The 20,075-nt window shown below is 72.5% G+C and carries 19 protein-coding genes; 13 read left to right on the top strand and 6 right to left on the bottom strand.

Annotated elements, in window-relative coordinates:
* Positions 1-159: 159 nt before the first annotated feature.
* Both AC07FT_RS27905 and AC07FT_RS27900 read right to left on the bottom strand, forming a co-directional pair.
* Positions 160-1,206, bottom strand: coding sequence for a lactonase family protein (locus AC07FT_RS27905; protein ID WP_479178612.1), 1,047 nt, complete (start codon positions 1,204-1,206; stop codon positions 160-162).
* Between the two features lie 147 nt (positions 1,207-1,353).
* Complete coding sequence (locus tag AC07FT_RS27900; RefSeq protein ID WP_479178622.1) at positions 1,354-2,859, bottom strand: FUSC family protein; 1,506 nt, start codon at positions 2,857-2,859, stop codon at positions 1,354-1,356.
* 362 nt (positions 2,860-3,221) lie between these two features.
* Between AC07FT_RS27900 and AC07FT_RS27895 the strand changes: the two genes are divergently transcribed.
* Both AC07FT_RS27895 and AC07FT_RS27890 read left to right on the top strand, forming a co-directional pair.
* Positions 3,222-3,776: a hypothetical protein gene (locus AC07FT_RS27895; RefSeq protein ID WP_479178611.1), complete on the top strand. Its 555-nt coding sequence runs from the start codon at positions 3,222-3,224 to the stop codon at positions 3,774-3,776.
* Positions 3,773-4,915 (top strand): hypothetical protein, encoded by a 1,143-nt coding sequence (locus tag AC07FT_RS27890; RefSeq protein WP_479178609.1) that lies wholly within the window; start codon positions 3,773-3,775, stop codon positions 4,913-4,915. The genes AC07FT_RS27895 and AC07FT_RS27890 overlap by 4 nt, the downstream gene beginning before the upstream one ends.
* Before the next feature lie 36 nt (positions 4,916-4,951).
* Here the strand turns inward: AC07FT_RS27890 and AC07FT_RS27885 are convergent, their stop codons facing one another.
* Positions 4,952-5,791 (bottom strand): undecaprenyl-diphosphate phosphatase, encoded by an 840-nt coding sequence (locus tag AC07FT_RS27885; RefSeq protein ID WP_471206553.1) that lies wholly within the window; start codon positions 5,789-5,791, stop codon positions 4,952-4,954.
* Between the two features lie 89 nt (positions 5,792-5,880).
* On the opposite strand from AC07FT_RS27885, the gene AC07FT_RS27880 reads away from it, so the two are divergent.
* The 4 genes from AC07FT_RS27880 to thrS all read left to right on the top strand — a co-directional run bounded on the left by AC07FT_RS27880 (position 5,881) and on the right by thrS (position 9,572).
* Positions 5,881-6,393, top strand: coding sequence for an Lrp/AsnC family transcriptional regulator (locus AC07FT_RS27880; RefSeq protein WP_479178607.1), 513 nt, complete (start codon positions 5,881-5,883; stop codon positions 6,391-6,393).
* A gap of 25 nt (positions 6,394-6,418) precedes the next feature.
* A complete protein-coding gene (locus AC07FT_RS27875) occupies positions 6,419-7,144 on the top strand; it encodes an HAD family hydrolase (protein ID WP_479178606.1) in 726 nt (241 codons plus the stop codon).
* Positions 7,145-7,221: 77 nt separating this feature from the next.
* Positions 7,222-8,175 carry a D-alanyl-D-alanine carboxypeptidase family protein gene (locus AC07FT_RS27870; RefSeq protein ID WP_479178604.1) on the top strand — a complete coding sequence of 318 codons (954 nt, stop codon included), beginning with the start codon at positions 7,222-7,224 and terminating at the stop codon, positions 8,173-8,175.
* 164 nt (positions 8,176-8,339) lie between these two features.
* Positions 8,340-9,572, top strand: coding sequence for a threonine--tRNA ligase (gene thrS / locus AC07FT_RS27865; RefSeq protein ID WP_479178603.1), 1,233 nt, complete (start codon positions 8,340-8,342; stop codon positions 9,570-9,572).
* Here thrS and AC07FT_RS27860 read toward each other — a convergent pair.
* A complete protein-coding gene (locus AC07FT_RS27860) occupies positions 9,569-10,348 on the bottom strand; it encodes a LysR substrate-binding domain-containing protein (RefSeq protein WP_479178601.1) in 780 nt (259 codons plus the stop codon). The genes thrS and AC07FT_RS27860 overlap by 4 nt on opposite strands.
* A gap of 58 nt (positions 10,349-10,406) precedes the next feature.
* Between AC07FT_RS27860 and AC07FT_RS27855 the strand changes: the two genes are divergently transcribed.
* Complete coding sequence (locus AC07FT_RS27855; RefSeq protein ID WP_471206568.1) at positions 10,407-10,793, top strand: DUF5997 family protein; 387 nt, start codon at positions 10,407-10,409, stop codon at positions 10,791-10,793.
* A 33-nt stretch (positions 10,794-10,826) separates the two neighbouring features.
* Here AC07FT_RS27855 and AC07FT_RS27850 read toward each other — a convergent pair whose 3' ends face one another.
* Positions 10,827-11,243, bottom strand: coding sequence for a YjbQ family protein (locus AC07FT_RS27850; protein WP_479178599.1), 417 nt, complete (start codon positions 11,241-11,243; stop codon positions 10,827-10,829).
* A 91-nt stretch (positions 11,244-11,334) separates the two neighbouring features.
* Between AC07FT_RS27850 and AC07FT_RS27845 the strand changes: the two genes are divergently transcribed.
* Positions 11,335-12,408, top strand: a complete 1,074-nt coding sequence (locus AC07FT_RS27845; protein WP_479178597.1) for an NAD(P)-binding domain-containing protein — start codon at positions 11,335-11,337, stop codon at positions 12,406-12,408.
* Positions 12,409-12,447: 39 nt separating this feature from the next.
* On the opposite strand, the gene AC07FT_RS27840 is transcribed toward AC07FT_RS27845, so the two are convergent.
* Entirely contained in the window at positions 12,448-13,473 is a 1,026-nt protein-coding gene (locus AC07FT_RS27840; RefSeq protein ID WP_479178621.1) for a LacI family DNA-binding transcriptional regulator, read from the bottom strand.
* A gap of 195 nt (positions 13,474-13,668) precedes the next feature.
* On the opposite strand from AC07FT_RS27840, the gene AC07FT_RS27835 reads away from it, so the two are divergent.
* The 5 genes from AC07FT_RS27835 to AC07FT_RS27815 all read left to right on the top strand — a co-directional run bounded on the left by AC07FT_RS27835 (position 13,669) and on the right by AC07FT_RS27815 (position 19,985).
* Positions 13,669-14,421 (top strand): (Fe-S)-binding protein, encoded by a 753-nt coding sequence (locus AC07FT_RS27835; RefSeq protein WP_479178595.1) that lies wholly within the window; start codon positions 13,669-13,671, stop codon positions 14,419-14,421.
* Between the two features lie 58 nt (positions 14,422-14,479).
* Complete coding sequence (locus AC07FT_RS27830) at positions 14,480-15,940, top strand: lactate utilization protein B (protein ID WP_479178619.1); 1,461 nt, start codon at positions 14,480-14,482, stop codon at positions 15,938-15,940.
* Complete coding sequence (locus tag AC07FT_RS27825; RefSeq protein WP_479178594.1) at positions 15,937-16,584, top strand: LutC/YkgG family protein; 648 nt, start codon at positions 15,937-15,939, stop codon at positions 16,582-16,584. Before AC07FT_RS27830 ends, AC07FT_RS27825 begins: the two co-directional genes overlap by 4 nt.
* A gap of 400 nt (positions 16,585-16,984) precedes the next feature.
* A complete protein-coding gene (locus tag AC07FT_RS27820) occupies positions 16,985-18,586 on the top strand; it encodes a penicillin-binding transpeptidase domain-containing protein (RefSeq protein ID WP_479178592.1) in 1,602 nt (533 codons plus the stop codon).
* Positions 18,587-18,764: 178 nt separating this feature from the next.
* A complete protein-coding gene (locus AC07FT_RS27815; protein WP_479178590.1) occupies positions 18,765-19,985 on the top strand; it encodes an ROK family protein in 1,221 nt (406 codons plus the stop codon).
* Positions 19,986-20,075 lie beyond the last annotated feature (90 nt).

The following is a 20,075-nucleotide window of genomic DNA, read 5'->3' as shown; positions in this document are numbered from 1 at the left end:
CCTGCCGGGGGAAAGTTGGGGTCGGAGAAGGTCCTGGGCGCAGTTGGACCCCCCCTCCCCGCCAGCCCTTCCCTGTTGGATCTGAGCAAGCACGGCCGGGGGGGGGGGGGGGGGGGGGTTTCCCCCCCCCCCCCCCCGCCGTGCGCAGGGCCAGCTGTCTCAGCCGAACACCACGCAGGACGCGGCGGGCGCCTCGAGGGACCCGGCCCGGCTCGGCACCCCCGTCGTGGGGTCCACGGTGAACCAGGTGACGTCGCCCGAGCGTTCGTTGGCCGCGTACAGATGGCGCCCCGAAGGGCCGAGCGCCAGGTCCCGGGGCCAACTGCCGCCGCAGGGCGTGGTGGCGACCGGTTCCGGACGGTCACCGGAGGGGTCGAGCGCGAAGGTGGTGACGGTGTCGGAGCCACGGGCGGCGGCCCACAGCACGCGGCCGTCCCCCCGGACCACCACCTCGGAAGGGAAGCACGCGCCCGTGGAGCCGTCCGGGAGCACCGGCGTCTCGGCGAGCGGTTCCAGCGTGCCGTCCGCCGCGTCCCAGCGGCAGGTCGTGATCACCGGCTCCAGCTCGTTGATCAGGTACGCGCGCTCACCGCGCGGATGGAAGGTGAGGTGGCGCGGGCCGCTGCCGGGCCGCAGGGGGACCGCGGTATGCGGCCGGAGGCCGGGCAGGGCGTAGATCCGTACGGTGTCGGTGCCCAGGTCGACGGTGAGCAGCCAGCGGCCCGAGGGGTCGGGGTGTACGGCGTGCGCATGGGGCCCGCACTGCCGTTCGGGGTGCGGCCCGCTGCCCTCGTCCTGGAACACCGCCGTCGGCGCGCCGAGCACACCGCCGTCCAGCACCGGGAGCGCGCTGACGCTGCCGGACACGTAGTTGGCGGTGAGCAGATGCCCGGCGGCGAGCGCGAGATGGGTGGGCCCCGCGCCGCGTACGGGGACGGGGCCGGGGCCGGCCAGCGGCACGGGCGGTCGGCCGGGGTCGGCGACCGTGAGGGCGGCGGCCGCGCCGTCGTCGGTCTCGCTCACCGCGTAGAGCACGTCCCCGCCCGGGGCGAGGGCCAGGTACGAGGGGTTGGTGACCACGTCCGTGGTGTGCCTCGGGCGCAGCGCCCCCGACTCCGGATCGAGGTCGGCCACGGTGATCCCGGCGCCGCCCTCCGAGGTGAACGACCCGATGAAGGCCCGCTGTCCCGTGTCCGTCCTGGCCATCCCGCCGCCCTTCCGCCGACTCCGCTGCCGGGCCGACGGTAACAGCAAGGTCTAGACCAAGCGATCCCCGGCGGTCCGTGTCCGGACACCCGGGTCCCACGGGCCCCCGGCCGTACGAACCCGCGCACGCCCCGGCGGGGCGCGGTGTCAGGCCCGGACCGGCGCGGCGGTGCGGCCGCCCAGCGGGGCCGCGAGCGTGGCCAGTGAGCGCTCCAGGTCGTGCAGCTGGGCCAGGGCCCGGTCCACCTGCGGATGCGGAGCGGCGTGGGCCGCGGGCGCGGCGGGTTCGGCGGCCGCCGCGGGATCGGCGCCGGGGGTCATCAGCCGTCCCACCGCGGTCTCCACCCGGCGGCAGGCGGTGATCAGCCGCGCGTCATGACGGGCGTCCGGGTCGGCGGCCAGCTCGGCGAGACCGCGCACCTGCCGGGCGCAGTCGTCGAGCCCCACCATGATCTGACGGGCGCGGACCCGGCGGGCGCGCAGCGGGCTGAGCGGGTGCAGCAGCGGCGCGACCGACATCCGCAGCCGTACCAGCGCCGACTCCAGCTCGGCCACATGCGGCGCGGGATCGGCCGCCGCGTCCCCGGCGAGCCGTCGCGCGGACGCGGCGGCGCACTGCCGTACGCATTCCAGCGCGCCGCGCACCCAGGCGTCGCTGGCGGCGTGCGTGGTGACCGGCAGGACCACGGCGACGGCCAGCGCCGCGCCGATCGCGCCGACGGCGGTCTGCTCCAGCCGCAGTGTGAGCAGTCCGGGGTGGAGCACACCGAGCAGTCCGTAGAGCAGCCCGGCCATGAGGGTCACGAACACCATCATCCAGCTGTAGGACAGCGCGGCGGTGTAGAAGATGCCGAAGACGCAGACGGCGACGAGGGCGGCGGTGGGAGCGGGCGCGCCGTGCAGGGGGACGGCCACCACCAGCCCGGCCGCGATCCCGCAGCCGGTGCCGAGCACCCGGCGGAAGCCGCGGACGAGCGTCTCCCCGCGCGAGGCGGTGTTCACGAAGATCCACCACGCGGTGCCGACGGCCCAGTACCAGCGCTCACCGGAGACGGCCTGACCGACGGCCAGGGCGAAGGCGCAGGCCACGACCGCCTGGAACGCCTGCCGGGTGGCGGGCCGGGCCAGCCCGCGGCCGCCCGGCGGCGCGGGGGCCGCGGGCGGCGGGTCACGCCGCTCCAGCGGCCAGCCGACGAAGCGTACGAGCGCCGCCGCCAGCACACCGGTCAGCACCGCCACGGTCAGCAGCGGCAGCTCCGCGGGCAGCGCGTGCAGGAACTGCGCCGCGAAGAACATCATGAATGCGAAGATCCCCAGGGCGTTGCCCCTGACCGCCCAGCGCCGGGCGGCCACCCCGCAGAAGACGACGGCGAGGAAGGCGGCGTCCCGCAGCGCGGGCGCGCCGTGCAGGGCGGCCGCCAGGGCGAGCACCGGCAGCCCGACGAGCGGGAGGACGGCGGTGGTGACGGCCTGCCGCCGGACCGTCGGATCGACCACGGTGAAGAGCGCGAGCAGCGCGGCGAGCCCGGACGCGATCACGGCGGGCAGCGGAAGCCCGGCCACCGTGGTGACCGCGACGGCCAGCCCGACGCCGAGGACGGCCCGCGCCGAGACGCGAAGCCGCAGGCGCCCCGGATCCGGCGCCATGAACATCCTCTTCAGCACTGCGTCCCGTTCTCCTTGTCCTCACACGCGAAAGGCGTGCCCCCGTGGGAAAACCGCATGAAAAAGGCGCCGCGGGGGTCCGCAGCGCCATCGACATCCCCATCACAGCACCCGGAGGGCCCGTGGCTCAACAGAGCCCCGGTCCGCTGGGCCATTGGCCCAGTCCCGGCCCGCTCCGGACGGCCGGGAGCGAGCCATTGGACTACGCGTTTCCTACGTCATTCGACTATGTCCTTTTAGGCGTTTTCGACCAGCACACATACGCCTGCCAGGCGACCATAATGACGGCTTTGTCGCATGGATGTTCGGCTAGCATCCGGAGGTCATCACCATGGCGAACGGGGGAAATGATGGGTGATAACGATCTTCCACAACCGAAAGACAGTGAACTCCCCTTACCTCCGGGCAAACCACTGTCCGACGGACTGGTCGCCCCGCCGCCGCTGAAGGCGCCGCTGGGCGACCCGAACATCTACGACCCCGCGGCACCGGCCCCGCAGCGGCCGCTGGCACCGGGCGTCCAGGGCCCCGTACCGCAGCACCTCGCGATCGCGCCCGGGGTGCTGCGCGGCGCGGCGGGCAAGGCGGACGACGTCTACGACACCCTCCGCAAGCAGGCGGCCTCCCTGGAGGCGCCGACGTCCAAGGCGGCCAAGGGCGTCGAGGGTCTCGCGGTGCAGGGCGCGCTGACCCGTTCCCACAAGCACTGGGAGAAGCAGGCGGGCACGGTGACCGCGTGGCTCGCGCATATCTCGGAGAGCCTGCGGCTCGCCGCCAACACCCATGTGAAGCAGGACCAGGGCACCGGGGGCACCTTCGGCCAGGGCAAGAAGAGCCCGTTCCTCCTGGACCGGACCGCCCCGCCGCTGGATCCGTCGGCCTCGTCGATATGGAGGTACCGGTGACCGCCCCCATCTCCTACTACGAGGCGCTCAAGACGGCCGACTTCGGAGCGCTGGAGACCCTGGCGGAGGCGTGGAAGGCCGTCCACGACAAGGTCAGGAATCTTGACGACAAGGTCCGTGACGAGGTGCTCAAACCCCTGAAGGACAAGGGGTACTGGGAGGGGATGGCCGCCCCCTACGCCTGGGCGCAGATCGATGACATCCAGCGCCAGGTCACCGCCGCCGCCAAGGTCGTGGACGCGGTGCGCCGTTCGCTGGAGGACGGGGCGGGTGAGCTGAAGGCCGCCCAGACGCGGCTGCGGGAGCTGGTGGCGGGGCTCGGGAAGGACCTGTTCGTCGATGCCAGGGGCGAGGTGCACTCGGTCGACGAGTGCAACGTGGACGCCGAGGTCAGCAAGAAGGCGAAGAAAGCGGCCGAAGGCCCCCAGAAGGAGCTCGACATGATCCTCCGGGACGCCTATGTGACCGACCAGAACCTGGCGGTCACACTGATGGACAACATCGGCCCCGACCTGTGGTTCAACGGCGGGAAGGTCCACACCGACATCAACCACACCAGCGGTATCAGCACCGACCGCTTCGACCAGATCGGCCGTGAGCTCAAGGGGCTGGACCCGGACCCGCGGAAGAACCACCTCACCCCGCGCACCCTGCTGACCAACTGGGTGGCCGGGACGGGTGATGACATGTACCAGTTCTCGCAGCACGATCCGTTCGTCGAGCAGCTCCGCAGGAGCGAGAGCATGGACAAGATCCGTGGCGACACCCTGGAGCAGTGGAAGAACGGCCATGCGGAGGGCCGTCTGCACCACCGGATCTCCGGTCAGTCGTTCATGGGCCAGGTGGGCACCTACGCCAAGGACATGACGGGTCTCTCCGGGCTCGACAACCTGTGGGGCGGGGACACCAACGAGGCGCAGTCCCTGCTCGGTTCCTATGACATCGACTACGAGGTCAAGGGCACCGACCCCGACGGCAAGCTGGTGGTGCAGTACTCACTGAAGAACGACACCGACATGGAGTCGTTCATACCGGGCTACCAGAAGGCGCAGCAGAAGCTGAATCACGACAGCGGGCCGGCCTCGGACATCAAGGAACGCATGGTGTGGACCGAGCGCATCGATCCGGCAGACCGCTGACCGGTTCCGCCCCTCGGTCCGCTGCTGGGCGGCGGCTCAGGCGTGCAGTACGCCGCCGCCCAGCAGCCCGAACAGCAGCAGCCCGACCGCGATCCGGTAGACCACGAAGGCGTTGAAGGAGTGCTGCGCCACGTACCGCAGCAGCCAGGCGATGGAGGCGTAGGCCACCGCGAAGGACACGGCCGTGCCGACCGCCAGCGGGGCCACCGCCACCCCCGCGCCCACCGCGTCCTTCAGCTCGTACAGACCCGCGCCGGTCAGCGCGGGGATACCGAGGAAGAACGACAGCCGGGTGGCCGCCACCCGGTCCAGGTCCAGCAGCAGCGCGGTGGACATGGTCGCCCCGGAGCGGGAGAAGCCGGGGAAGAGCAGCGCGAGGGTCTGTGCGCAGCCGACGAGCATGGTGTCCCGGAAACCGGCGTCGTCCTCACCGCGCTTGTGGCGCCCCCGGCGGTCCGCCGCCCACATCACCGCGCTGCCCCCGATCAGGGATCCTGCCACCACCCACAGCGAGGCGAGCGGCCCCTCGATCAGCGGCTTGGCCGCCAGTCCCACGGCCACGATGGGGAGGGTGGCGAAGATGACCCACCAGCCGAACCGGTAGTCGTGGCGGTAGCGCTCCTCGGGGCGCACCAGACCGCGGGCCCAGGCCCGGGTGATGCGCGCGATGTCCCCGGAGAAGTAGACCAGGGCCGCCGCGATGGCGCCCACCTGGATCACCGCGGTGAAGGCGACGACGGACCGGTGGTCCACCGGGATGCCCATCAGCCCCTCGGTGATCTTCAGATGTCCGGTGGAGGAGACCGGGAGGAATTCGGTCACCCCTTCCACCAGACCGAGAACCGTCGCCTGTCCGATGCTGATCGCGCCGCTCACAGCCGTGAGTATCGTGGAACGACGGGGCCGCACCGCAGACCGACACCAGCGCCCCCGGGTACCACACAGCACAAAGGAGCCGGCGGGCGATGGCGACAGCGGTGGACGCGCTCGACGCGAAGATCCTGCGACTGCTGCTGGAGCAGCCGCGCACCAGTGTCCGGGAGTACGCGCGGACGCTCGGCATCGCCCGGGGCACGGTGCAGGCGCGGCTGGACCGGCTGGAGCGGGACGGGGTCATCACGGCCTACGGCCCGTCGCTGTCCCCCGCCGCGCTCGGCCACCCCGTCCTGGCGTTCGTCCACATCGAGGTCACGCAGGGCCATCTGGACGAGGTCGGCGACGCGGTGGCCGCGCTGCCGGAGATCATCGAGGCGTTCTCCATCACCGGCGGCGGCGATCTGATCACCCGGGTGGTGGCGCGGGACAACGCGCATCTGGAGGACGTCGTCCAGACGCTGATCCGGACGCCCGGTGTGGTGCGGACACGCACCGAGATGGCCCTCCGCGAGCGGGTGCGCTACCGGATGCTGCCGCTGGTGGAAGCGGTGGGCCGGGCCGCCCCGACGGCCCGCGCCCAGGAGCCGCGGACCCGGCCCTGAGCACCGCCTTGGCATGCTGGTGGCCATGAGCAGCAGTCCGACACCGCCGCCGGCGGTCCCGCCGCGCACCCCCGCCGTGATCTTCGATCTGGACGGCACCCTGGTGGACAGCGAACCGCACTACTACGAGGCCGGGCGGCGCACCCTGGAGCTTTACGGCGTCACCGGGTACACCTGGGAGGAGCACTCCCGGTTCATCGGCGTGGGCACCCGCGAGACGCTCGAGGCCCTGCGCGAGCGCTACGCCCTGGACGTGTCCGTGGACGAACTGCTGGCCGTGAAGAACCGGCACTACCTGGAACTGACCGGGAGCGGCACCACCGTCTTCCCCCGGATGCGCTCCTTCGTCGAGCGGCTGCACACCGCCGGACACCGGCTGGCCGTCGCCTCCGGTTCCTCCCGCGCCGCGATCGAGGCGGCGCTCACCGCCACCGGGCTGAGAGCGCTGCTGCCCGTGTACGTCTCCGCGGAGGAGGTCGGCCGCGGCAAGCCCGAGCCGGATGTGTTCCTTGCCGCCGCACGGCTGCTGGGGGCCGATCCGGCGGACTGCGTGGTGGTCGAGGACGCGGCCCCGGGCGTGGAGGCGGCCCGGCGGGCCGGGATGCGATGTATCGCCGTCCCGTACGCCGTGGACGCCGGGCGGCGCGGTCCTGACCCGTCGGCGTTCGCCTCCGCGGGGCTCGTCTTCCCCGGCGGCCAGGAGGAGTTCGACGCCGGGGCCGCCTACGCGTGGACCACCGGCGGCGGCTGACGCCCCGACATATCGTCATGTTGTCCCCGTGAGAGGATACGCGCGCCCGAACAGTCACCTGAGGAGATGGAGGGCGTATGGGACGACATGGGGGTCAGGCGGTGCGCCGCTGGGGAGCGGCGGTCATCGCCACCACGGCGGCGCTGTCGGTCGCCGCGCCGACGGCCACCGCACAGCCACAGCCCACCGGGCGGACGACCGCGGCCGGGCCGTCGGGGATCCATGCCAAGAGCGCTTATCTGCTCGACAGCGGCCCGAACAAGAAGCTGTGGGCCAAGGGGTCCGACACCAAGCGCCAGATGGCCAGCATCACCAAGATGATGACCGCCGTGGTGGTGCTGGACACCCGCGGGGTGAACCTCGACAAGAAGGTCACCGTGCGCCAGGCGTACCTGGACTACATCGAGCGCAGCGGCGGCAGCAAGGCCGATCTGCAGAAGGGCGACAAACTCACCGTCCGGCAACTGCTGTACGGGATGCTGCTCCCCTCCGGATGCGACGCCGCGATGGCCCTGGCCGACACCTTCGGCACCGGGAACACCACCGCCAAGCGCACCGCGTCGTTCATCTCCAAGATGAACAAGAAGGCCGACGCGCTGGGGATGACCAGGACGCACTACGACTCGTTCGACGGCATCACCGACCGCGGCGACAACTACACCACCGCCCGGGACCTGGCGAAGCTGGCGCGTCACGCGCTGGGCAACGCCACCTTCCGCACGGTGGTGAAGTCGACGGACACCGAGCAGCAGGCCCCGGCGGCCAACGGCCGCACCCGCACCTACTACTGGTCCAGCACCAACAAGCTGCTGGGCTCGTACGACGGCGCGATCGGTGTGAAGACCGGTACCGGCAGCCGGGCGGGCAAGTGCATCGTCTTCGCGGCGAAGCGCGGTGGCCGCACGGTCATCGGTGTGGTGCTCAACGACGCCAAGCGGTACCCGGACGCCAAGAAGATGCTCGACTGGGCGTACCACACCCGCACCCAGGTGACCTGGCGCAAGCTGCCCGCGGGCACGCCCCAGGACTGACCGGACTGCTACGCTCTCCGTCATGCAGCGTGCCGCGATCGCCGTGACGACGACGCCGGACAGAGTCCCGGCGCGCTGATCGATGTCCTGATCCGAAGCCCCGGGGCGAGTGCCCCGGGGCTTCGCGCTGTGGTCACTCGCCCGCCGTCCGCGAGGAGACCACCATGAACGACCACCGCCGGCTCGGCCGTGAACTCGACCTGTTCGACACCGACCCGCTGATGGGCGCGGGGCTGCCGTACTGGCTGCCCGACGGCGCCGCGGTACGCCACAGCCTGGAGGAGTACGTCCGGGACCTGGAGCGGCGGGCGGGATACCGCCATGTGTACTCCCCCGTGCTCGGCAAACGGGAGCTGTACGAGATCTCGGGACACTGGGCGCACTACAGCGACGACATGTATCCCCCGATGGACGTGGGCGGGGAGGAGGTGGTCCTGCGGCCGAGCCTGTGTCCCCACCATGCGCTGATCTACCGCTCCCGTTCCCACAGCTACCGCGAACTCCCGCTTCGCATGGCCGAGTTGGGAGGGATGTACCGCTCCGAGCTCTCGGGTGTGCTCGGCGGGCTGAGCCGGGTCCGGGCCATCCAGCTCAATGACGCGCATGTGTTCTGCACCCTGGACCAGGTGGCGGACGAGGCACGGGCCGCGCTGGAGCTGATCCGGGAGGCTTACGCGGCGCTCGGTATCACCCCGGCCCGCTACCGGCTCTCGCTCCCCGGCCCCGGCGGCAAGTACGTGGCCGCGCCGGAGCTGTGGCGGCGCTCGGTCGACCTGCTGACCGAGGTGCTGGAACGCTGCGGACTGCCGTACGAGGCGGCCGAGGGCGAGGCCGCGTTCTACGGACCCAAGATCGATGTGCAGATGGCCGACGGCGCCGGACGGGAGTTCACCCTGTCCACCGTGCAGATCGACTTCCACCAGCCCGAGCGGTTCGATCTGCACTACATCGGCGCGGACGGGGCGAAGCACCGGCCGGTGATGGTGCACCGCAGCATCATCGGCAGCGTCGAGCGCGCGGTGGCCCACCTCATCGAGACCTACGGGGGCGCGTTCCCCGCCTGGCTGGCCCCCGTCCAGCTGGCGGTCCTCCCGGTGCACGAGGACCAGCTGCCTTACGCCGCGGAGTTCGTCCGGCGCTGTGTCTCGCTCGGACTGCGCGCGGAGGTGGCGGAGCCGGAGCGCGGCAGTCTGGGCGCCCGCATCCGGGCCGCCCGGCTGATCCCCTACCAGGCCGTCATCGGCGCCGCGGAAGCCGCCGGCGGGCACATCAGCCTGCGGCTGCGGGACGGTCGCCGGATGGGGCCGCGGCCGGCCGGGGAGGTCCTCGCGCGGATCGGCGCGCTCGTCACCTCCCACCGCCCCGCGCTGTGGGAGGACGGCGACGCCGCGCCCTAGGACCGGCGGCGCGGCTTGCCGCGCTTGCCGCCCCTGGGGGCGCCGGAGCCGCCGCGCGGGCTCTTGCCGGCCGCCCGGCCCGCCGTGGGCTTGCCGCCCGCGGCGGGCTTGCGCCGTGCGCCACCGGTGTCCGGACGCTTCGCCTTCGGCTGCTCCGGGGCCGTTTTGCGGCCCCGTGAGCTGTTGACGGTCCGCCCGCGGACGATCCCGATGAAGTCCTCCACCAGATCGGTGGTCGCGTCCTCGGGCCAGGACAGGGCGACCTGTGACGCGGGGGCGTCCGTGACCGTGCGGTAGGTGAGGTCCCTGCGGTGGTGCAGCCGGGCGAGGGACTGCGGTACGACGAGCACTCCCACTCCGGCCGCCACCAGCTCGATGGCGTCCGCCGTCGTGGCGGGGCGCTCCAGCGCGGGCCGTCCCGGCCGGTGCTCCCACTCCAGTACGTCATCGAGGGGGTGCAGCACGATGTCATCGGCCAGGTCCCCGGCGGACACCTCGTCCACGGCCGCGATGAGGTGGTCCTTCGGCACCACGACGACCGTCGTCTCGGTGTAGAGGGGGATCGCGCTGAAGACCGTCCGGTCGACCGGCAGCCGCACGAACCCCGCGTCGGCGCCACCGTCCCGCAACATCCCGGACGCCTCGGCGGTGGACACCGCGACGAGGGTCAGGGGCACATCGGGCAGCCGCTCGTTCCAGATCCGCACCCATTTGGCGGGCGTCACTCCCGGGACGTACGCGAGCCGGAACGACGGGGACACTTCCGAGCTGGTCACCCCGCCAGGCTACCGGTCGTGGTCGGGGGCCGCACACACGCTCGATACCCTGGACCACATGAAGTCGCACCAGACATCCCAGACGATGAAGCCCGCCACGGCGGCGAAGAAGCTGGGTGTGTACCTCCAGGCCACCCCCGCCGAGTTCCAGGAGGGCGTCGTCTCGCGCGCCGAACTGAACGCGCTGCAGGCCGATCCGCCCGAGTGGCTGCGGGAGCTGCGCCGCAACGGCCCGCACCCGCGCCCGGTGGTCGCGGCGAAGCTGGGCACCTCCATCGCGGGTCTCGCCCGCGGCGGGATCACCGAGCCGCTCACCACCGAGCAGATCGACGCCCTGAAGGAGGACCGGCCCGAGTGGCTGGAGCGGGAACGGGCCACCCAGGCCGATGTGCGCAAGGAAACGGCGCGGATCAAGGAGAAGAACGCGGAGCGGCAGGACGGCTGATCACACCGTGCGCGCACGGGCATCGCGCGTACGTCAGCCCAGGAAGCTGAACCGCACCTGACGGTGCGGGTTGTCCCGGTTGGTGTCGACCAGGCACACCGACTGCCAGGTGCCGAGCGCGAGCGCCCCGCCGATGACCGGAAGCGTCGCATGCGGCGGGACGATGGCGGGCACCACATGGTCCCGGCCGTGGCCGTGGCTGCCGTGCCGGTGGCGCCAGCGGTCGTCGGCGGGCAGCAGGTCGCGCAGGGCGGCGAGCAGATCGGCGTCGCTGCCCGCGCCCGTCTCCAGGACGGCCACCCCGGCGGTGGCGTGCGGGACGAACACGTTCAACAGCCCGTCGCCGCCGTCCGCCGCCTCCCGCACGAAGGCCGCGCAGTCGGCCGTGAGGTCGGCGACGATCTCGCGGGAGCCGGTGGTGATCTCGAGGACATGCGTACGGAAGGTCATACCCCCATCCTCGTACCCGGCCGGTGGCGGGCGGTGGCCCGCCCGTCGCCCCGCCGGGAAGATCCCACCACCCCGGCGGGTTGGTGGAGGCATGGACAACGTGGATGTGGTGGTCGTGGGCGCCGGGCAGGCGGGGCTGTCCGCCGCGTACCACCTGCGGCGGGCGGGGTACGAGCCGGGCACCGGGTTCGTGGTGCTGGACCACTCCCCGGGGCCGGGCGGCGCGTGGCAGTTCCGCTGGCCCTCGCTGACCTACGGCAAGGTGCACGGGATGTACGACCTGCCGGGGATGCGGCTGGCCGACGAGGACGCCGATCCGGAGCGGCCGTCCTCCCAGGTGATCTCCGCATACTTCGCCCGCTATGAGAGCGCCTTCGACCTGCGGATCGTCCGGCCCGTACACGTCACCGCGGTCCATGAGGGCGACGGCGGACGGCTGGTGGTGGAGAGCGCGGCGGGGAGCTGGTCCGCACGGGCGCTGATCAACGCCACGGGCACCTGGGACCGCCCGTTCTGGCCGCGCTATCCCGGACAGGAGACCTTCCGGGGGCGGCAGTTGCACACCGCACGCTACCCCGGCCCGGAGGCGTTCGCGGGGCGGCGGGTGGTCGTCGTGGGAGGCGGCACCTCCGGGGTGCAGCATCTGCTGGAGATCGCCGAGGTGGCGGCGGAGACGACCTGGGTGACCCGGCGGCCGCCGGTCTTCCGGGAGGGGCGGTTCGACGAGATCCGGGGGCGCGAGGCCGTCGCCATGGTCGAGGAGCGGGTGCGGCGCGGGCTGCCGCCGCGGAGCGTGGTGTCGGTGACCGGTCTGCCCATGACGGAGGCGATGCTGCGGGCCAGGGAGAAGGGGGTGCTGGACCGGCTGCCCATGTTCGACCGGATCACCCCGACCGGGGTGCGCTGGGACGACGGCCGGGTGGTGGAGGCGGACACCATCCTGTGGGCCACCGGCTTCCGCGCCGTCATCGACCATCTCGCACCCCTGAGGCTGCGCGAGCCGGGCGGAGGCATCGCCCTGGAGGGCACCCGAGCCGTCCGGGACCCGCGGATCCACCTCGTCGGCTACGGTCCGTCAGCGAGCACGATCGGCGCCAACCGTGCCGGGCGGGCCGCGGTGCGGGAGATCCGGGCGCTGCTGGACACGGTCCCGGCCGCCCTCTGAGGCCGCCGGGACAGGTCGCCCGGCGCACACCGCGGCGCGCTAACCCTGTCTCGGCAGCACCGTCCGCGACGTCGAAGCACGGACCACCAGTTCGGGCTGGAGCACGATCCGCCGGTGCCGGTGGTCCACCGCCTCCTCGCCGGTCTCCTCGATCAGCAGGTCCGCCGCCGTACGCCCCATCCGGAACGCGGGCTGCCGCACCGATGTCAGCGGTACCGCTGCCGCCGCCGCGAACTCGATGTCGTCGTACCCCACCAGCGCCACCTCCCCCGGCACCGACACCCCCGCGGCGAAGAGCGCCTGGAGCACCCCCAGCGCCAGCAGGTCGTTCGCGCAGAACACCGCCGTCGGCCGCGGCGACATGGCCAGCAGCCGCGCACCCGCTTCCCGGCCCGCCGCCACGTCCAGCCGCTCGGTCTCGATGTGGTGCAACGCCCCGGGCGGCAGCCCGTGTTCGGCGAGCGCGGCGAGGGCCCCGGTGAGCCGGTCCCGGCACTGCGGAAGCCGCATCGAACCGCTCACGTAGACCATGCCGCGGTGGCCCCGGGAGAGCAGATGGCGGCCCGCGAGCGCCCCGCCCTCGACGTCGTCGACCGACACCGAACACCCCTCGGTGGCCGGCACCTCGCGGTCCACGTGGACGAACGGGATGTCATGGCGGCGGAAGTCGCGCAGATTGGCCCCGTCGGCGTCGGCCGGGGTGACCAGCACCCCGCGCACCCGGTGCTCGGCGAAGAGGGACAGATAGTCGGCCTCCTCATCGGAGCTCTGGGCGCTGTTGCACACCATCACCCCGAGCCCCGCCTCACGCGCGGCCCGCTCCGCACCGCTGGCCACGTCCACGAAGAACGGATTGGCCATGTCCAGCACCAGCAGCGAGATGATCCGGCTGCGCCCCGCCCGCAGTTGCCGAGCCGACTCGCTGCGCACGTACCCCAGCCGCTCGATCACCGCCTGCACACGGTCCCGCGTCCCCTCGGCCACCAGATCCGGCCGGTTGATCACGTTCGACACCGTACCGACCGACACCCCCGCCTGACGTGCGACGTCCTTGATCCCCACCATGCGTCCCACGACCCCGGCCCTCCGGCTCCCGCGACCCACCGGGGTCGCGGCCTCATCGTAGTGCGCGGTACCCGCCGGTAGCGGGGATACGACGAGGTCCGCGCTGCTTCACAGCACCCGGTCGCTGCGGCAGTATGAGCCCACGGGTGATCATTCGGTGTGGGACCGGGCCGCCGCCCGGCCGGAGGAGGAACGGTGCGCGTAGGGCTCTTCATCACGTGCGTCAACGACACCCTCTACCCGCGCACCGGCCGGGCCGTGGTCACCCTGCTGGAACGGCTCGGCGTCGAGGTGGGCTTCCCCGCCGCACAGAGCTGCTGCGGCCAGCCGCACTTCAACACCGGCTACCGCCATGAGACGGAACCGCTGGTCCGCCGCTACGCCACCGCCTTCCGGGGCTATGACCACATCGTGACCCCGTCCGGCTCATGCGCCGCGATGGTCCGGGACAACTACCCCAGGATCGGCGCGAAGGCCGCCGCGGAGGGCCGTGGCCAGGAGCTCGCCGAGGCCGCCGCCACCGTGGTCCCCCGGACCCACGAGTTCACGGAGTTCCTGACGGATGTGCTCGGGGTGACGGACGTCGGCGCGTACTACCCGCACACCGTGACGTACCACCCCACCTGTCACGGACTGCGGATGCTCCGCCTCGGCGACCGGCCGCGGGCGCTGCTCGGCGCGGTGCGGGGCCTGGAGCTGGTGGAACTGCCGGGCGCCGAGGAGTGCTGTGGTTTCGGCGGTACGTTCGCCGTGAAGAACGCGGCCGTCTCCGCGGCGATGGGCGAGGACAAGGCACGCAACATCACCGCGACGGGCGCGCAGGCGGTGTGCACGGTGGACAACTCCTGCCAGATGCACATCGGCGGCACCCTCGCCCGGCAGGGCTCGGCGGTGCGCCCGGTGCACATCGCCGAGATCCTGGCCAGTACGGAGGAACACGTGTGGTGACACACCGCCCTGAAAGGAGCTCCTGGTGAGCGGACCCGGCCACGCCACCTATCTGGGGATGCCCGCCTTCCCGGAGGCGGCCGACACCTCCACCCGTGACACCCGGCTGCGCGCCAACCTCCGCCACGCCACCCACACCATCCGCGCCAAGCGCGCCACCGCGGTGGCCGAACTGGACGACTGGGGACGGCTGCGCGCGGCGGGGGCCGCCATCAAGGACCGTACGCTGCGCCATCTCGACCACTATCTGGAGCGGTTGGAGAGCGCGGTCACGGCCGCCGGCGGCCAGGTGCACTGGGCGGCGGACGCGGACGAGGCGAACCGGATCGTCACCGAACTGGTGCGGGCGACCGGGGAACACGAGGTCGTCAAGGTCAAGTCGATGGCCACCCAGGAGATCGGGCTGAACGACGCGCTCGCCGAGGCGGGCATCACGGCGTACGAGACCGATCTCGCCGAACTCATCGTGCAGCTGGGCGACGATCTGCCCTCGCACATCCTGGTCCCTGCGATCCACCGCAACCGGTCCGAGATCCGGGACATCTTCGCCGAGCGGATGGCCCGGTGGGGCCGCCCGGCCCCGGACGGGCTCACCGACGCGCCCGCCGACCTGGCGGAGGCGGCCCGGCTGCACCTGCGCGAGAAGTTCCTCAACGCCAAGGTGGGCGTCTCGGGCGCGAACTTCATGGTGGCGGAGACGGGCACCCTGGTGGTGGTGGAGTCCGAGGGCAACGGGCGGATGTGTCTGACCCTCCCCGACACACTGATCTCGGTGGTGGGCATCGAGAAGGTGGTGCCCACGTTCCAGGACCTGGAGGTGTTCCTCCAGCTCCTCCCGCGCTCCTCGACGGCCGAGCGGATGAACCCCTACACCTCGACGTGGACCGGCACCTCGGACGACGACGGCCCGCGCACGTTCCACCTCGTCCTGCTGGACAACGGCCGCACCGACACCCTCGCCGACACCGTGGGCCGCCAGGCGCTCCGCTGCATCCGCTGTTCCGCGTGTCTCAACGTGTGCCCGGTGTACGAACGCACGGGCGGCCACGCGTACGGCTCGGCCTACCCGGGCCCGATCGGCGCCATCCTCACCCCCCAACTGCGCGGCACCCAGAGCGCGCTGGACGCCTCACTGCCGTACGCCTCATCGCTGTGCGGTGCCTGCTACGAGGTGTGTCCGGTCGCCATCGACATCCCCGAGGTCCTGGTCCACCTGCGCGAACGGGTCGTCGAGGGCGGCCCGGTCTCGGTCCGCGGCACCCGCGCGGTCATCAAGCCCGCCAAGGGCCACGCGGCCGAACGCGCCGCGATGCGGGCGGCGCGCTGGGCGCTGGACCACCCGAGCGTGCTGCGCACCGGCCAGCGCCTCGCCTCCCGCACCCGCCGGCTGCATCCGCGCCGGCTGCCGGGCCCGGGGCGCGCCTGGAGCGACACCCGTGAACTGCCCGCGGTGCCGGCCGAGTCGTTCCGCGACTGGTGGCAGCGGACCCGGGCCACGAACGACAGGAGCACCCCATGAGCTCACGCGACCTCGTCATGGCGAGGGTCCGCCGCGCGCTGACCGATGTCCCGCGCGGCGAGAGCCCTTCGGAGGTGGTGGTCGAGCGTACGTATCTGCGCCGCCACGGCGACCGCACCCCGGCGCAGACCGCCGACCTCCTGGCCGAGAACCTGACCGACTACCGCGCCGCGGTCCACCGCACCGACACCACCGGACTCCCGGCCCTCGTCGCCCGTCTGCTGATGGACCGTGGGGCCGGCACCGTCGTCGTCCCGCCGGCCCTCCCCGCCGACTGGCTCTCCGCCACCGCGGTCCACCGGATCCCGGACTCCGCCGATCTGACCCCGCATGACCTGGACGCGGTGTCCAGCGTGGTCACCGGCTGCGCGGTGGCCATCGCCGAGACCGGCACGGTCGTCCTGGACGCCTCCCCCGACCAGGGCCGCCGCCGTATCACCCTGGTCCCGGACCACCACATCTGTGTGATCCGGGTGCCCTCGCAGGTCGTGGACTCCGTCCCCGAGGCCCTGGAACGCCTCGCCCCCTCCCGCCCCCAGACCTGGATCTCCGGCCCCTCCGCCACCAGCGACATCGAACTCACCCGCGTCGAGGGCGTCCACGGCCCCCGCGCCCTGGACGTCGTCCTCGTCACGGAGGACTGACGGTCCCGGACAGCTGACGGCCCTGATCCGAACCCCCGGGCCCCGGATGCGGTGTTGCTCACATCACCTCCACATCAGGCCAGTTGAGAGGCTCGAAGAGGTTTAGACCCGTGCGCGGTGTCAGTGGCTGCCTCTATGGTGGGGGTCATGTGTCCGACTCCTACTCCTTCCCAGGCGGCTTTACTGTCCCCCTCCCTCTCCTCCACCGATCAGGCCAACGAGGCCATCCGTGTGTTTCTACGGGCGCGGGCCGGCCGGGCGCTGTGTCCGGCGGAGCGGGCCGAGTACGGGCGGTTGCTGGGTGTGTATACGCGTGCGCTGCGCGGGGAGATGGAGAAGGCGGCCTGAGCGAGGGGCGCCGGAATGGCCGGTGCCCATCTGACCTGGGGCGGGGGGCGCCGTGCGCGCAGTGGGGAAGGTCGTCGTCGGGGCGGCCGTGGTCGTGCTGGTGGGGGGCGCCGGGTTCGGGGCGTACAACCTCTACGCCGGGGTGACCGGCGGCAACACCGCGTCGACGCACGGCGGAGCGGTGACCGGGACCGAGGTCCGGGACACCGCGCGGCGCTTCCTGAACGCGTGGGCGGACGGCAATGACCTGCTGGCCTCCGGCTTCACGAATGACGCCCAGGCGGCCGTCGGTCTGCTGGGCGGGTTCCGGGACGACGCCAAGGTGAAGAAGGTGACCCTGACGCCGGGCGCGGCGAAGGGCGCCACGGTGCCGTTCCGGGTGAAGGCCGAGATCCGTTACGGGAAGACCCGTTCGACCTGGCGCTATGACTCACAGCTGACCGTGGTGCGCGGCCGGACGACCGACAAGCCGCTGGTGGACTGGACGCCCGCGGTCGTCCACCCCAAGCTGGCGCGGGGCCAGACGGTCCGCACCGAACTGGCGGAGAACGCGCCGGTGACGGTCCTCGACCGGAACGGCAAGGAGCTGCGCCCGGGGCGCTACCCCTCACTCGATCCGCTGCTGACCTCGCTCCGGGCGCGGTACGGCGATCGTATGGGCGGTACGGGGCAGGTCGAGGTGTGGGCGGTGCGCCCGGACGGCACGGCCGGGGACACCCTGCACGTGGTCACCAAGGGCAAGCGCGGCACCCTGCGCACCACGCTCGACGCCGCGGTGCAGAAGAGCGCGGAGAAGGCCGTGGCCAAGCGCTTCGGTGCCTCGGTGGTGGCGCTCAAGCCCAGTACGGGCGAGATCCTGGCGGTGGCCAACTCCGACAAGGGCGAGTTCAGCGCGGCGTTGCAGGGACAGACGGCGCCCGGCTCCACGTTCAAGATCATCAGTGCCGCCACCCTGCTGGAGACCGGCACGGTGACGCCCGGCAAGAAGGTGCCCTGCCCGAAGACGGCGGCGTACCAGCAGGGCATGACCTTCCACAACGTCGAGGACAGCGAGAATCCGGGCGCCACCTTCGCCCAGGACTTCGCGGCCTCCTGCAACACGGCGTTCGTCGCGCTCGCCGGGGCGATCCCGGACGGCGCGCTGGCGCGTGAGGCACAGTCGGTGTTCGGCATCGGGCGCGACTGGCAGGTGGGTGTGCCGACGTTCGACGGTGCGGTGCCCGACGGCGGCGGGGACGACAAGGCCGCCGCCCTCATCGGCCAGGGCACGGTGCAGATGAACCCGCTCACCATGGCCTCCGTGGCCGCCACCGCCCAGACGGGCCGGTTCAGACAGCCCGTCCTGGTGCCGCGTTCGGTGGGCCACCGGCAGGTCGCCACCAGTGACCGCGGTCTGAGCCCAGCCGTCGTCCAGCAGCTCAAGGGCATGATGCGGCTGACGGCGACCAGCGGTACGGCGGCCCGTGCGATGTCCGGGCTGAGCGGGGACATCGGCGCCAAGACCGGCTCGGCGGAGATCGACGGCCAGCCGGAGACCAACGCGTGGTTCACGGCCTACCGGAACGACATGGCCGCGGCCGCCGTGGTCACCAAGGGCGGCCACGGCGGGGACGCCGCGGGGCCGGTCGTCCGCGAGGTCCTCACCGCGCACTGAGCCTCGGCGGCACCGCCGCGGGAACTCCCCGAAAGGGACTTCCGCCAAGGGACTTCCGCCAGGGGACTTCCTCCAAGGGTTGTGCAAAGGGGTTGTCCAAGCCGGATCGGGGCACCTACTGTGACGCCTCACCGGCCCGTACCCCTCGGCCCGCTCCCGCCCCAGGAGGCATCACGGCGTGAAGCGCACCTCCCGTGACATCCGCGTCGCGAACCGCTACGAGGTGCTGCGCCACGTCATCGCCGGATCCCCGGTGTCACGGCAGCACCTGGCCGCCGCGACCGGGCTCAGCCCGGCCACCGTCGCCACGCTCGTCGGCGAACTGCTGCGGCTCGGGGCGATCACCGAGGTCGGCCACGAGGAGTCCGACGGCGGACGGCCGCGCGGGCTGGTGGCCGTGAACGGCTCCGGCGGCGCCCTGATCGGGGTGGACGTGGCCGAGACCTATATCCACGTCGAGCTGTTCGACCTCTCCCTCACCGTACTGGCCCGCGCCGAGGAGGAGTTGCGCCCCGAACGCCCCGGTGAACGCGGTCCGGAGCAGGTCGTCGCGCGGATCGCCACCGCCGTACGGACCGTGGTCACGGCCGCGGCCGTCCCCGACGAGCGGGTGCTGGGGGTCGGGGTCAGCCTGCCGGGGCAGGTGGACCGTGAGGGCGGGGTGTCGGTGTTCGCGCCCAACTGGGACTGGCACGACGTCCCGGTGCTGGACCTGCTGGCCGGACACCTCCCCCATCCGCTGTACCTGGACAATCCGCTGCGCGCCTGCACCGTGGCCGAGCTGTGGTTCGGCGCGGCACGCGGCCGGGACGACGCGGTGGTGGTCAACCTCGGTACGGGCGTGGGTGCCGGGCTCGCGCTCGGCGGCACCCTGCACCGCGGTGCGAGCAACAGCGCTGGGGAATGGGGTCACACCACCCTGGTGCTGGACGGACGGCTGTGCCACTGCGGCGCCCAGGGCTGTGTGGAGTCCTACGTCGGCGCCCCGGGCATCATGCGGAACCTGCGCGAGCTGAGCCCCGGCAGCCCTCTGCTGCACCCCGACGATCAGACGGCCACGATCGAGGCGCTCGGCCGTGCGCTCGCCGACGGCGATCCGGTGGCGGTGAGGACCGTGCAGAACACCGCCCGTTATCTGGGTGCGGGCCTGGCCGACCTGGTCAACCTGGTCAACCCCGAAGTGATCGTCCTCAGCAGCTGGGTCGCGGCCCGGCTCGGTGAGCCCCTGCTCGCCGAGGTGCGCACCGCCGTGGCCGAGCGCGCCCTGCGCCGTCCGCTGGCGAGCACCCGGATCGTGCTGTCCCCGATCCCCGACAACCCCGTGAGCCTCGGCGCCGCCACCTTCGCCCTGGAGGGCTGGCTCGCGTCGGCCGGGCGCGCGCACCCGAGGGCTTCGTGAAACCGGGTGCGGTCGGGATGTCCAACAGCGCGCCCGCCCGCTGGAAGGCGCATGGGGGGAGCCGCGGCGGGTATCCCGGATCCGCCGACG

The organism is Streptomyces sp. NPDC045899, assembly GCF_056431485.1.
Note: the sequence above shows the minus strand (reverse complement) of the source record. Positions and strands in the feature narration are given on the sequence as shown.